Genomic DNA, 13,736 nt, shown 5'->3' on the forward strand with positions numbered 1-13,736 from the left:
ATCGAGTGAGTGAGCCGGCACGGCACTCGGGCCTGGGGGCACACCGACGGCCTGGCGGGATCGCGGATCCCACCGGGCGTCCCACCGAAGGGCGGCACCGCCGCGCCCGCCGACTCGCCGCCGCCTGCGCGGCCGCCCTGACCCTGTTCACGACCGCGTTCACGGCCGGCCCCGCGACGGCACTGCCGGCCGGCGGCACCATCCGCCCGGCCGCCGACGCCGCAGCCACCGCGGAGTACCCGGTGGTGATGACCATCGACACGGTCACCCCGCAGCTGGCCACCCAGAACGGCACGGTGTCCGTCACCGGCCACGTCACCAACTCCGGCAAGTCGGCGCTCAAGGGCGCCCACGCGGCGGTCCGCAAGCCCGTCTCCAGCAAGCCCCTCCAGCGGCGCAGCGAGCTCCAGGGCGTGGCCACCAGGACCACGCCGAGGGGCGACGACGGCATAGAGCTGGACAGCCCGCAGTACGCCCTGCCCGAGCTGAACCCGGGCCAGAGCCAGGCGTACACCCTGAGCGTCGCGGTGAGCGACCTCGGGCTGTCCGAGAGCGGCGTCTACGAGCTCGCGGTGGACGCCTGGGGCGCGACCGCCGACAACCCGCGCGACCGGGCGCTGGGCATCGCCCGCACCTTCCTGCCCTACACCCAGGGCGGCACCGAGGCCCAGCCGACCAAGGTCGCCACGCTCTGGCCGCTGGTGCACCCGCCGGTGCTGGCCGCGCAGACCTTCGCCGAGGGCGACCAGACCGTCCCGGTGCTGCGCGACGACAGCCTGGCCACCGACTTCGCGCCGGGCGGCCGGCTGTACGAGCTGGTCGACACCGGCGCCAAGCTGAACGGGCTGACCTGGATGGTCGACCCGGACCTGCTGGACGCCGCGTTCGCGATGACCAAGGGCTACCGGGTGCAGAAGCCGGGCACCGAGTCCTCCGGCAAGTCCGCCCGCGAGGACAACACCGTCTCCCGCCCCGCCTCGGCCGCCGCCGACGCCTGGCTGAACAAGCTGCGGGGGGCCGTCGCCAAGCAGGGCAGCCAGGTCGTCGCCCTGCCGTACGCGGACCCGGACCTCGCCTCGATCGGGCACAACGGCGCGGACCTCGCCGGCATGGGCACCGCCCTGAACAAGGCGTCCACCGCCGGCCGGCTGACCGTCGAGGGCCGGCTCTCCGTGGACACCCGCTCCGACGTGGCCTGGCCCTACCAGGGCTACCTCGACCAGCAGATCGCCGGCATCGCCCGGCAGGCCGGCAGCAGCCTGGTGCTGGCCAACGGCGCGAGCATGCCGGAGCCGGACTCGGTCAACTACACCCCGACCGCGGTGCGCCCGATCGGCAACGGACAGAGCGCCGTGGTCGCCGACGACACCGTCTCCACGCTCTTCCAGAAGGACCTGGCCACCCCGAAGGACCAGAGCGAGACCACCCAGCGGTTCCTCGCCGAGACCTTCGCGATCACCCACGAGCAGCCGCAGAACCAGCGCGGCCTGCTGGTCATGCCGCCGCGCGACCTGACCGTCAACACCGCCAAGGTGCTGGCGGGCGCCCTGCAGACGGCCACCGACAAGTGGCTGACCCCGGTGAAGCTGGACGCGCTGGCCCAGGCCGCGCCGGACCCGAAGGCCAACACCACCGTCCCGTCGCCCGCCGACTACCCGACCCAGGTCCGGGCCTCCGAGCTGCCGGCCGACGCCCTGACCGGAACCGACGTCATCCAGCAGCACCTGGACACCCTGATGCGGGTGCTCACCCTGCCGCAGCGCGTCCGCGGCCCGTTCAGCGCTGCCATGGTCCGCTCGCTGTCCACCGAGTGGCGCACCCGGGCCCCGGCCGGCGAGGCCTACCGCAAGGGCGTCTCCACGTACCTGGACGAGCTCATCGGCGCCGTCCAGGTGCCCAAGAAGAACGTGGTCACCCTGGCCGGGAACACCGGCCAGCTCCAGGTCAGCGTGCGCAACGACCTCACCCAGACGGTCACCAACCTGCAGCTGCGCCTCACCTCGGTCCAGCCGAACAGACTGCGGGTGGGCAAGCCGGAGGAGCTGGTGCTCCCCGCCTCGCAGAGCGTCACCCTGCGCTTCAACGCCGAGGCCCGCAACAACGGCCCGGTCACGATGATCGCCCAGCTGTGGACCAGCGGCCCCGATCCGCGGCCGTACGGCGAGGCCCAGTCCTTCACCGTCGAGGTCACCTCGGTGACCAACGGGGTGCTGTACGTCTTCGCCGGTGCCGCCGTACTGCTGGTGCTGGCCGCGCTGCGCTTCGTCCGCCAGCGCAAGCGCCGGGGCGGGCAGCCGCACGAGGACGGCGACCAGCCGGTCGGCGACGGCCCGGACACCGACGGTCCGGGGAGCGCCGCCGAGACCGAGCCGGCCGACCCGGACGCCGCCGCGGGTGACACCACCGGCGACACCGCGGAGGAAGCCACCGAGGACCCCGGACCGGACGGCTCCGCGGGCGGCCGTCCCGCGCAGACACCGCGCGCCAGCAGCCCGGATGGCCGGGATCGGACCGCCAGTGATGAGAAGGTTGGTCCTTGATACCGCCGACCCCCCGCAACGCCGGGCCGGCCTCCCCCCACAACAGCGAAGAGGTGACATGACCGGGCGCAGCGAGGAGCGGCCGCCGGGCCGCGGTGAGAGCCGGCCGGGCGCCGAGTCGCCGTCCGGCGACTGGTACGTGGCCGACACCTACGCCCAGGACCCGTACGCCGCGGAGGCGTACCGGGCCCAGCAGGACGGCCAGGACCCGTACGGTCTCCAGGCCGGACGGCCCGCCGCCGCGCCGCCGCCGGTCACCGCGTACGACGTGCCGCCGCAGCTGCCGCCGCAGGGTGGCGGGTACCCGACGCCGGTGCCGTCGGCGCCGTTCACGGCCCCGGTGCCGCCCGTGCAGCCCGGCTGGGACACCCCGGTGCAGGCCGACTGGCCGCAGCAGGCCGCTCCGGCCCCGGCGCCGGCCCAGTGGGGCGGTGCCGAGCAGCCGCAGTGGCAGCCCGGCCCGGCGCACTCCGCATGGGACAGCGAGACCACCGAGTACGTCGGGGTGGACGCCCTGTTCGGCGGCCACCAGCCCGAGGCCGCGGCCCAGCCGCCGGTGCCCCAGCCCGCCCCGGCCCCGCCGTCCGCGCCGGTACCGCCGGTCGCCCCCGGGTTGTACCCGCCAATGGGCGGCTACCCGGGGCAGCCGCAGCACGGCGGCCCGGACGGGCCGCGCCCCTTCGTGCCGCCGATCGAGTTCGACCCGCCGCTCTCCGAGGAGGAGGCCACCATGCAGGTGGCCGCCGTCGCGGTGCCCCCGGCGGTCGAGCCGCTGGCGGACTTCACCGAGGAGCACGACGCCCAGCCCGCGGCCGCGCCCGCCCCGGCGACCGAGGGCGGTGGCGGCAAGGTCGCCAGCCTGCTGAACTCCAGCGCGATCATGGCGGCCGGCACCCTGGTCTCCCGCGGCACCGGCTTCCTGCGGACCATGGTGATCGCCGGCGCGATCGGCATCGCGGTCATGGGTGACTCCTACAACGCGGCGAACACCCTGCCGACCCTGCTGTACATCCTGATCGGCGGCGGCGCGCTGAACGCGGTCTTCGTGCCGCAGCTGGTGCGCAGCATGAAGAACGACGAGGACGGCGGCACCGCCTACGCCAACCGGCTGCTCACCCTGGTGATGGTCGGGCTCGGCGGCGTGGTGTTCCTGGCCGTGCTCGGGGCGCCCCTGCTGGTCCAGCTGATCGCCCACCCGATGATGACCAACCCGGCCCGCGCCGACACCACGGTGGCGCTGGCCCGCTACTGCCTGCCGACCATCTTCTTCATGGGCGTGCACGTGGTGATGGGCCAGATCCTCAACGCCCGCGGCCGGTTCGGCGCGATGATGTGGACCCCGGTCCTCAACAACATCGTGGTGATCTTCACCTTCGGCGCCTACATCTGGGTCTTCGGCGGCTACAACGGCACCCAGGTCACCCCCGAGAACATCTCCCCGGAGGGCGTCCGGCTGCTCGGTCTGGGCACCCTGCTCGGCCTGGTCGTCCAGTCGCTGGCGATGATCCCGTACCTGCGGGCCGCGGACTTCCGCTTCCGGCCGCGCTTCGACTGGCGCGGCCACGGCCTGGGCAAGGCCGCCCGGCTGGCCAAGTGGACCTTCTTCTTCGTGCTCGCCAACCAGGCCGGCTACCTGGTCATCACCCAGCTGGCCACCGCCGCCGGCAGCGCCGCCGAGCAGGGCGGTCACGGCGGTGTCGGCCTGTCGGCCTTCTCCAACGCCCTGCTGATCTGGCAGCTCCCGCAGGCCGTCATCACCGTCTCGATCATGAGCGCGGTGCTCCCCCGGCTCTCCCGGGCGGCGGCCGACGAGGACGCCGGCGCCGTCCGTGACGACCTGTCGTACGGGCTGCGCACCACCGCCGTGGCGGTCGTCCCGGCGGCATTCCTGTTCCTGGCCCTCGGCCCGGCGATCGGCCGCTCGATCTACGCGGTCGGCGGCGGCGGTACGGCCCTGGACAACGCCACCAACGTCGGCCTGATGCTGTCGGCCTTCGCGCTCGGGCTGATCCCGTACTCGGCCCAGTACGTGATGCTGCGCGGCTTCTACGCCTACGAGGACACCCGGACGCCGTTCTCCAACACCGTCTGGGTGGCGGTCTGCCAGGCCGGCTTCTCGCTGATCTGCTGGTTCGCGCTGCCCGCGCAGTGGACCGTGACCGGCATGGCCCTCGGCTACGGCCTCGCCTACGCCGTCGGAGTGGTGGTCGCGGTGCCGAAGCTGAAGAAGAAGATCGGCGGCCTGGACACCAAGCGGATCGGCAAGACCTACAGCCGGCTGGCCACCGCCTGCGTGCCGGCCGCGGTGGTCGGCCTCGGCGTCAGCCTGGCGGTCCAGCAGGTGATCGGCGGCTGGCCGGGCAGCGTGGCGTCCGTCCTGCTGGGCGGCGGCATCCAGATGCTGGTGTTCGTGTTCATCGCGAAGCGCCTGCGGATCGAGGAGATGAACGCCATGCTGGGCATGGTCCGCGGCCGACTGGGCCGCTGACCGACCGGCCAACCGGCCGGACGAGCGGGCGCCCTGAGCGGGCGTCAACCGGGGCGACACCGCCTCCGCCCGTCCGGCCTGATTCTGGGCCGCAGGCCGCGGCCGGGAGCACCCGGGACCACCGGGTGGCGGCCCGGTGGCGGCCCGGTGTCGGATCTGCACCACATCTCTCCACCCCCGTGCAACCGAGCGGACACCTCAGCGGTCGTACCCGGTGGAGAAGAGTGGGCACAATTGTCCTGGAGCACAGGGCGGCCGATCCGCGGGCTCCAGCGACTCTCTCAGCCGGGGCGACACAAGGGGAGGCAGGACCACGGTGGCTGATGGCACCAAGGCGGTCGTCGACACGTCAGCAGCTGACACGGCGGCGGACGAGGCCGCGCTGGCCGCGGCGATCGACGAGCTCGGGGGCGGTAAGCCCGCCCCGGCGGGCTCCGCCGACGCCCCCTCCGCGGACGCCCCCACGGCTGCCGACGAGGACGAACCGGCGGCGCCGGACCCGGGCCGCGCCCCGGAGGCCTCCGTGAGCGAGGAGACCTCGGAGGTCACCGCCCCGCTCTCGGTCCAGGAGATCGCCGCCGAGCTGGCGGCCGGCTCGGCCGCGAAGAAGCCCGCTCCCGGGCCGGCGGCCGCGCCCGCCAAGCGCCGCCCGACCGACCCCCAGCCCACGGTCGACCCGCGCGACACCGCCACCCTCCCGCGCACCCTCCCGGCGCCGATGCGCCACAGCGGCGACAAGATCGGCAACCGGTACCTGCTGGAAGAGTGCATCTCCCAGACCGAGACCTTCAGCAGCTGGCGGGCCGTCGACGAGAAGCTGCGCCGGGCGGTCGGCGTCCACCTGATGGCCTCCGGCCACCAGCGCGCCCGCAAGGTGCTGGCCGCCGCCAAGTCCGCGGCCCTGCTCGGCGACCCGCGCTTCGTCCAGGTGCTGGACGCCGTCCAGGAGAACGAGCTGGTCTACGTCGTGCGGGAGTGGCTGCCGCACGCCTCCGACCTCGCCAGACTGCTCGCGAACGGCCCGATGGAGCCGCACGAGGCGTACCAGATGGTCCGCCAGGTCGCCGACGCCGTCGCCGCCGCCCACCGCCGCGGCAAGGCCCACCTACGGCTCACCCCGCGCTGCGTGCTGCGCACCGACAGCGGCCAGTACCGGATCAACGGCATCGCGGTGGACGCCGCCCTGCGCGGACTGCCCCCGGAGGACTCCACCGAGGACGCCCAGCGCACCGACACCCAGGCGATCGGCGCCCTGCTGTTCGCCGCACTCACCCACCGCTGGCCGTACCCCGAGGACCGCTACGACCTCAAGGGGCTGCCCAAGGACCTGCAGAACGCCGCACCGGACCAGGTCCGCGCGGGCGTCCACAAGGGCCTGTCCGAGCTCGCCGCACGCGCCCTGTTCGACCACCCGCCGCACCACGCCGAGCCGATCACCACCCCGGAGGAACTGGTCCGGGCGATCGCGAAGCTGCCCAAGATCCGCCAGCCCGAGCCGGAGCTGCCGGCCTTCCCGGCTCCGCCCCGGCACAACACCCACTCCCTGCCCACCGCGCCCAACCCCACCCGGGTCGCCGACCCGACGGTCGCCCCGCTGCCGCCGTCCTCCCGGCCGACCGCCGCCCGGCGCACCAAGCGCCGGCTGCGCCGGGTGGTCAAGGCCACCGCCTGGACGGTCGCGCTGGGCGCGATCGGCGTGGCCTCCTGGCAGTTCGTCGGCAGCCTGCGCAACACCGGGCAGGCCGCCGCCACCCCGCAGACCTCGGTCAGCAGCACCGCCCCGAGCATGCACCCGACGGCCCACGCCCCGGTGCCGATCGCGATCAAGGGCGCGCAGGCCTACGACCCGTTCGGTGACGGCACCGAAGGATCGGACAGTCCGGCGAAAGCGGTCGACGGCGACCCGAACACGTTCTGGGAAACCCAGTGGTACCGCGACCAGTTCGGTCCCAAGCTGCCCTCCCTCAAAGCGGGGACCGGCCTGCTGATCGACCTCGGCTCCCCCCAGCCGGTCTCCTCGGTGAGCGTCCAGTTCGCCGGCGAGCACACGGCGGAACTGCGGGTGCCGACGCCGGCCTCCGCCGCCAATCCCTCCCAGGCGAAGCTCGACGGCTTCACCGTCGTCGGCAAGCAGACCGGCTCGCACGCCGAGTACGCCCTCGACGCACCGGTCACCACGCGTTACCTCTTGCTCTGGCTGACCGCTCTGCCGAAGGATAACCCCACGAAGTTCGTCGGCCGGGTCTCGGAGGTCAAGGTCTCCGGCTGACCCGGTCGGCGAATCCGTACGACGGCAAGGGGACTCGGGGTGACAGTGGCGGACGACGACGCGACACTGCTCGCCCGGCACGTCGCCGGCGACCAGGAGGCCTTCGGCCTGCTGGTGAACCGCCACCGCGACCGGCTCTGGGCGGTCGCCCTGCGCACCCTGGGCGACCGCGAGGAGGCCGCGGACGCCCTCCAGGACGCCCTGGTCTCCGCCTTCCGGGCCGCCCCCGGCTTCCAGGGCCGCTCGGCGGTCACCACCTGGCTGCACCGGATCGTGGTCAACGCCTGCCTGGACCGCGCCCGGCGCAGCGCCACCCGGCGCACCACCCCGCTGGACGACGACCCGCAGCGGCTGGACCGCCTGGTCGGCACCGCCGAACCGGCCGACTCCCCGGTGGTCCGGGCCGAGGTGCACCGCGAGCTCACCGCAGCGCTCGCAGAGCTGCCCGCCGAGCAGCGGGCCGCGCTGGTCCTGGTCGACATGCAGGGCTACCCGGTCGCCGAGGCCGCCGAGCTGCTGGGCGTCCCGGTGGGCACGGTGAAGAGCCGCTGCGCGCGCGGCCGGGCCCGGCTGCTCCCACTGGTGCGGCACCTGCGGGAGACCGACGGCGAGGCGCGCGGTGGAGAGCGCGACGGAGAGCTCGTCGGGGAGCGCGGGCGACGGAACGTTTCACGTGAAACACCGGCCCGCGGAGCGTCCGGCGGGTCCCCGCCACCGCACCGCGCGCCCCAGGGGAACCCGACGGGCCCCCGCACCGTCACAGGGACAGGCCCGAGCACCGGCCGCACGATGCTGGAAGGAGACGCGAGCTCACGATGACCGCCCCCCTCTCCTCCCCCGAGGCCTCCGGCGCCCACCCCTCCGTCGAGGAACTCGCCGACCTCGCCGAGGGCCTGATCGAGCCCGCCCAGGCCGCCCGGGCGCTGCAACGGCACCTGGACGGCTGCGCCGAGTGCCGCGAGACCGCCGAGGCCCTGGCCGAGGTGCAGGCGCTGCTCGGCACCGTCGAGCCCGAGCCGATGCCCGCCGACGTGGCCGCCCGGCTGGACGCCGCCCTCGCCGAGGCCGCCCGTTCCGGCCGCCGCGCGGCGGCCGGAGCCGTGGAACGCCCCCGGGAGACCCCCGCCCTCGGCCGCCCGACCACCACCCCGACCACGCCCGTCCGGTCCGTCCCGGCCCCCTCCGCGCCCCCGCCCCGCCCCGGCTCGGCCTCCGGTCCCGGGCGATCCCGGCCCCGCCGCCGGTTCGCCCTGCTGCTCGGCACGGCCGCCGCCCTGGCCGCCCTCGGCCTCGGCGGCGCCCTGCTGCTGAACCACCCCGACGACTCCGGCCGGTCCACCGCCTCGGCGGCCTCGGTCCCCTCCTCCGCCGCCGCCGGCGACCCGAACGCCCGCAGCCCGCGCCTGGCGGGCCCCGGCACCGACTACCGGGAGGACCGGCTCGCGACACAGGTCCAGCAGTTGCTGGCCCGCTCCGGGGCCGAGCCCGGGCTGCGCGCCACCGGGCCCGCCAAGTCCGAGGCCGCCCCCGCCGAGGGCTCCCGCCCCGACCTCGCCGGCCCTGGCTCCCCCACCGCGCCGGCGGCCTCCCCCACCGCCTGCCCGGCGCCCGCTCAGGGCACCCCGCTGGCCACCGACCGGGGCAGCTACCAGGGCTCTCCGGTCGACGTTCTGGTCTATCCGGCCCCCGACCGACCCGGTTCCGTGGACGTCTACCTGCGCGCCGCGGACTGCGGCCCGGTCCTCCTGCAGCGGACCGTCCCCGGCCGCTGAGCAACCGTTCCCAGCCACCGGTCGGCCGTTCCCATGCGATCGACGTCAAGGTCGCCACGCCGCTTCCGGAGTTCGGGCGCCTGGTACTGATCCGCCTGGGAATGCGAGAGACTGGTCAGTCGTTGTCCCGGGCGGCGGAGCAGGACCGCCCTCCCCGCAGCAAACGCGGGTCGCGATGCGAACCAGGAGAAGCAGTGAGCGACGTCCGTAACGTGATCATCATCGGTTCCGGCCCGGCTGGGTACACGGCTGCGCTCTACACGGCCCGAGCCTCCCTCAAGCCGCTGGTCTTCGAGGGAGCCGTCACCGCCGGTGGCGCGCTCATGAACACCACCGAGGTCGAGAACTTCCCGGGTTTCCGGGACGGCATCATGGGCCCCGAGCTGATGGACAACATGCGGGCGCAGGCCGAGCGCTTCGGCGCCGAGCTGATCCCGGACGACATCGTCGCGGTCGACCTCACCGGTGAGATCAAGACCGTCACCGACTCCGAGGGCAACGTCCACAAGGCTCGCGCGGTGATCGTCACCACCGGCTCCCAGCACCGCAAGCTGGGCCTGCCGAACGAGGACAAGCTGTCCGGCCGCGGCGTCTCCTGGTGCGCGACCTGCGACGGCTTCTTCTTCCGCGACCAGGACATCGCGGTGGTCGGCGGCGGCGACACCGCCCTGGAGGAGGCGACCTTCCTCTCCCGCTTCGCCAAGAGCGTCACGATCATCCACCGCCGGGACAGCCTGCGCGCCTCCAAGGCGATGCAGGAGCGCGCCTTCGCCGACCCGAAGATCCGCTTCGAGTGGGACAGCGCGGTCGAGGCGATCCACGGCGACCCGAAGCTGACCGGCGTCACCCTGCGCGACACCACCACCGGCGAGACCCGCGAGCTGGCGGTCACCGGCCTGTTCATCGCGATCGGCCACGACCCGCGCACCGACCTGTTCAAGGGCCAGCTGGACCTCGACGCCGAGGGCTACCTGAAGGTCGAGTCCCCCTCGACCCGCACCAACGTCGAGGGCGTCTTCGGCGCCGGCGACGTCGTGGACCACACCTACCGCCAGGCCATCACCGCCTCCGGCACCGGCTGCTCCGCCGCACTGGACGCCGAGCGCTACCTGGCCGCGCTGGACGACGTGGAGAACAAGACCGCCGCGGTCGCGGTCTGACTTCCCCACCACCGACCGAACCCCGCGGGGGTGTTCCACGTGAAACACCCCCGCCCCGGCCAGGCAGAAACAGAACGGCTCCAGCCGTTGTTCACCTGGCAGCAGCCCCCTCCGTCCTAACCCGAGGAGTCCCCGTGGCCGGCGCCACCACCACCGTCACCGACGCGACGTTCAAGTCCGACGTCCTGGAGAGCGACAAGCCCGTACTGGTCGACTTCTGGGCCACCTGGTGCGGCCCGTGCCGCCAGGTCGCCCCGGTCCTCGACGACATCGCGGCCGAGAGCGGCGACAAGCTGACCATCGCGAAGCTCGACGTGGACGCCAACCAGGCGACCGCCGCCGAGTACAACGTCATCTCGATCCCGACCCTGATCCTCTTCAAGGGCGGCCAGCCGGTGAAGCAGATCACCGGTGCCCGTCCGAAGGCCGCGCTGCTGCGCGAGCTGGACGGCCTGATCTAGGTCTTCTGGTCACCGACCGAACGGCGGCGGGGGTCCCCGACGGGGGGGCCCCCCCGCCGTCGTCCGGCCCCGCTCAGAACGGCCGCAGGGCCGGCTCCTTCCGCCCGCCGCCGAGCAGCCGCTCCAGGGCCCCCTCCACGTCCCCGCGCCAGGAGAGCGTGGTCCGCGCCTCCAGCCGCAGCCTCGGGTACCGCGGGTGCGGCCGTACGGTCTTGAAGCCGACCGCGAGCAGATGGTCGGCCGGCAGCACACAGCTGGTCGGCACCCGGCCCGCCCAGCCGAAGGCCTCGATCGCCCGCACCCCGCGCCCCAACAGGTCCTTCGCCACCGCCTGTACCAGCACCCGGCCCAGCCCCTGCCGCTGGTAGCCCGGCAGCACCCGGCTGACCATCAGCTGCACGGCGTCCGGCGAGACCGGGCTGGTCGGGAAGGACTGGGAGCGGGGAACGTAGGCGGGCGGCGCGTAGAGCACGAACCCGGCGGGCTGGTCGTCCACGTAGGCGATCCGGCCGCAGGACCCCCACTCCAGCAGCACTGCGGAGATCCACCCCTCCTTCTCCAGCTCCGGTTTCCCCGACTCCACCGCCTCCTTCCCACTGACCGGGTCCAGCTCCCAGAACACACAGGAGCGGCAGCCCGTCGGCAGGTCCGCGAGGTTGTCCAACGTCAGCGGAGCGATCCGGCGTCCCATGGCCCGTACCTCCTCCTCCCTTTCACGGTCGAGCATTCCCCCACGAACGCCGATGGGTGCATGTTTCACGTGAAACAGCGCTCACGTGGCACATGCACCCATCGGGTCGTTGCCCTCGGTCCGGTCGGCCGGCTCAGCCCTGCGACAGCCGCAGACCGTCCTCGCCCGGAGCCATGCTGTCCAGGATCCGGTTCAGGTCCTCGACCGATCCGAACTCCAGCACCACCTTGCCCTTGCCGAGCTTGCCACCGCGCTGCGACACCTCGACCTTGACCCGGGTGTCGAAGCGGTCCGACAGCCGGCTCGCCAGGTCGTTGAAGGCCGGGGAGATGATCCTGCCCGCCTTCGGCGCCGGACGCTTCTCCCCCTTCGGCTCCTCCGAGCGCATCAGGAGGACGAGCTCCTCGACGTTGCGCACCGTGAGGCCCTCGGCGATGATCCGCCCGGCCAGCTTCTCCTGGGCCTCGGGATCCGTCAGCGGAAGCAGCGCCCGGGCGTGCCCGGCGGTCAGCGTGCCGGCCGCCAGCCGGCGCTGAACGGGCGCCGGGAGCTTCAACAGCCGCAGGGTGTTGGAGACGTGCGGCCGCGAGCGGCCGATCCGGTCTGCCAGTTCCTCGTGGGTGCAGGAGAAGTCCCGCATCAGCTGGTCGTAGGCGGCTGCCTCCTCCAGCGGGTTCAGCTCGGCCCGGTGCAGGTTCTCCAGGAGGGCGTCCAGCAGCAGCTTGTCGTCCTCGGTGACCCGGACGATCGCCGGGATCCGCTCCAGCCCCGCCTCGCGGGAGGCCCGCCAGCGGCGCTCGCCCATGATCAGCTCGTAGCGCTCGGCCGCGACCTGGCGCACCACGATCGGCTGGAGCAGGCCCACCTCCTTGATGGAGGTGACCAGCTCGGCCAGCTTGTCCTCGTCGAACACCTCGCGCGGCTGGCGCGGGTTGGGGGTGATCGCGTCCAGCGGCAGCTCGGCGAAAGAGGCACCGGGCACCGGCGCCGGCGTCGGCTGCTCCGCCTGCCGCCCGACGGCCGCCCGCGCCGCCACCGTGGCGCGGCCACCCGGCAGCACCGGCACCGAGGCCGGCGACGTCGCGCCGGCCGGCACCACCGAGGTCGGCGCGGACGGGGCGGAGGCGGGCTGCGCCGCCCCGCCGTCCGCCGGCGCCGCGGGGCCGATCAGCGCCCCGAGCCCTCGTCCCAGACCCCTGCGACCACTCACTGCTGACCCTCCGTCGTGCCGTGCTGTGCCATCGGGGCGCCGTGCCCCGTACCGCTTCCGTCCCGCTGCTGACCCACCAGCGAGCCGCCACCCTGGCCCACCGCACGCAGCGCGAGCTCGCGGGCGGCCTCCAGGTACGACAGCGCCCCGGTCGAGCCCGGGTCGTAGGTCAGCACCGTCTGCCCGTAGCTGGGCGCCTCCGAGATGCGGACCGAGCGCGGGATCGCCGTGCCCAGCACCTCGGCCTGGAAGTGGGTCCGGACCTCCTCGGCGACCTGGGCGGCCAGCCTGGTCCGGGCGTCGTACATGGTGAGCAGGATGGTCGAGACGTGCAGCGTGGGGTTGAGGTGCGCGCGCACCAGCTCGACGTTGCGCAGCAGCTGGCCGAGGCCCTCCAGCGCGTAGTACTCGCACTGGATCGGGATCAGCACCTCCTGGCCGGCCACCAGGGCGTTGACCGTCAGCAGGCCCAATGAGGGCGGACAGTCGATCAGGATGTAGTCCAGCGGCTGCTCGTAAGCGGCGATGGCCCGCTGCAGCCGGCTCTCCCGGGCCACCAGCGAGACGAGCTCGATCTCGGCGCCGGCCAGGTCGATGGTGGCGGGGACGCAGAAGAGTCCCTCGACGTCCACGACCGGCTGGACCACGTCGGCCAGGGGCTTGCCCTCGACCAGGACGTCGTAGATGGAGGGCACTTCGGCGTGGTGGTCGATGCCGAGGGCGGTGGACGCGTTGCCCTGGGGGTCGAGGTCGACCACCAGGACGCGTAGCCCGTGCATGGCCAGCGAGGCGGCCATGTTCACGGTCGTGGTGGTCTTGCCCACCCCGCCCTTCTGGTTGGCGACCACGATCACCCGGGTGGCGGCGGGCCGGGGCAGCCCCTCCCCCGCTCGGCCGATCGCCTGAACCGCAGCCTGGGCAGCCCGCGCGATGGGCGTGTCATCGATCTGGTCGATGGTCTCCGAGTCCTGCATGGGGCTCAGTGTTTCACGTGAAACCGGAGCGGCAACAGTCGCCGCTCGGAAGAGGCCGAGCCCGCGGCGGAGCCGCCAGTCGAAGCTGTCAGAGAGCAGAGAGCGACGTTTCACGTGAAACACCATGCCCGCTATGTCGCAAATCTGACGTTGCGACACTCCGGTGATCCG

10 protein-coding genes are annotated in these 13,736 nt (G+C 73.6%); 7 read left to right on the forward strand and 3 right to left on the reverse strand.

The annotated features are described in order from the left end of the window. The first annotated feature begins 5 nt into the window (after positions 1-5). The 7 genes from ACZ7BZ_RS03955 to trxA all read left to right on the forward strand — a co-directional run bounded on the left by ACZ7BZ_RS03955 (position 6) and on the right by trxA (position 10,690). Complete coding sequence (locus tag ACZ7BZ_RS03955) at positions 6-2,540, forward strand: DUF6049 family protein (protein ID WP_470356981.1); 2,535 nt, start codon at positions 6-8, stop codon at positions 2,538-2,540. 58 nt (positions 2,541-2,598) lie between these two features. Continuing rightward, the gene (murJ, locus tag ACZ7BZ_RS03960; RefSeq protein ID WP_470356982.1) at positions 2,599-5,028 is read left to right on the forward strand and encodes a murein biosynthesis integral membrane protein MurJ; all 2,430 of its coding nucleotides are present in this window, start codon (positions 2,599-2,601) and stop codon (positions 5,026-5,028) included. A 316-nt stretch (positions 5,029-5,344) separates the two neighbouring features. Further along, positions 5,345-7,297: a protein kinase family protein gene (locus ACZ7BZ_RS03965; RefSeq protein ID WP_470356983.1), complete on the forward strand. Its 1,953-nt coding sequence runs from the start codon at positions 5,345-5,347 to the stop codon at positions 7,295-7,297. Between the two features lie 39 nt (positions 7,298-7,336). Next, complete coding sequence (sigM, locus tag ACZ7BZ_RS03970; RefSeq protein WP_470356984.1) at positions 7,337-8,116, forward strand: RNA polymerase sigma factor SigM; 780 nt, start codon at positions 7,337-7,339, stop codon at positions 8,114-8,116. Beyond that, positions 8,113-9,069: a cupin domain-containing protein gene (locus ACZ7BZ_RS03975; protein WP_470356985.1), complete on the forward strand. Its 957-nt coding sequence runs from the start codon at positions 8,113-8,115 to the stop codon at positions 9,067-9,069. The genes sigM and ACZ7BZ_RS03975 overlap by 4 nt, the downstream gene beginning before the upstream one ends. Before the next feature lie 194 nt (positions 9,070-9,263). Beyond that, positions 9,264-10,229 (forward strand): thioredoxin-disulfide reductase, encoded by a 966-nt coding sequence (trxB, locus tag ACZ7BZ_RS03980; RefSeq protein WP_188307728.1) that lies wholly within the window; start codon positions 9,264-9,266, stop codon positions 10,227-10,229. Between the two features lie 134 nt (positions 10,230-10,363). Then, positions 10,364-10,690, forward strand: coding sequence for a thioredoxin (trxA, locus tag ACZ7BZ_RS03985; RefSeq protein ID WP_380458421.1), 327 nt, complete (start codon positions 10,364-10,366; stop codon positions 10,688-10,690). A gap of 73 nt (positions 10,691-10,763) precedes the next feature. Here trxA and ACZ7BZ_RS03990 read toward each other — a convergent pair whose 3' ends face one another. The 3 genes from ACZ7BZ_RS03990 to ACZ7BZ_RS04000 all read right to left on the reverse strand — a co-directional run bounded on the left by ACZ7BZ_RS03990 (position 10,764) and on the right by ACZ7BZ_RS04000 (position 13,538). Further along, positions 10,764-11,381 (reverse strand): GNAT family N-acetyltransferase, encoded by a 618-nt coding sequence (locus ACZ7BZ_RS03990; RefSeq protein ID WP_470356986.1) that lies wholly within the window; start codon positions 11,379-11,381, stop codon positions 10,764-10,766. A 133-nt stretch (positions 11,382-11,514) separates the two neighbouring features. After that, positions 11,515-12,591, reverse strand: a complete 1,077-nt coding sequence (locus tag ACZ7BZ_RS03995; RefSeq protein WP_470356987.1) for a ParB/RepB/Spo0J family partition protein — start codon at positions 12,589-12,591, stop codon at positions 11,515-11,517. Further along, on the reverse strand, positions 12,588-13,538 hold the full coding sequence (locus ACZ7BZ_RS04000) for a ParA family protein (protein ID WP_380461671.1): 951 nt from the start codon (positions 13,536-13,538) through the stop codon (positions 12,588-12,590). The genes ACZ7BZ_RS03995 and ACZ7BZ_RS04000 overlap by 4 nt, the downstream gene beginning before the upstream one ends. Between the last annotated feature and the right edge of the window lie 198 nt (positions 13,539-13,736).

This window comes from Kitasatospora sp. NPDC036934, from assembly GCF_055608425.1.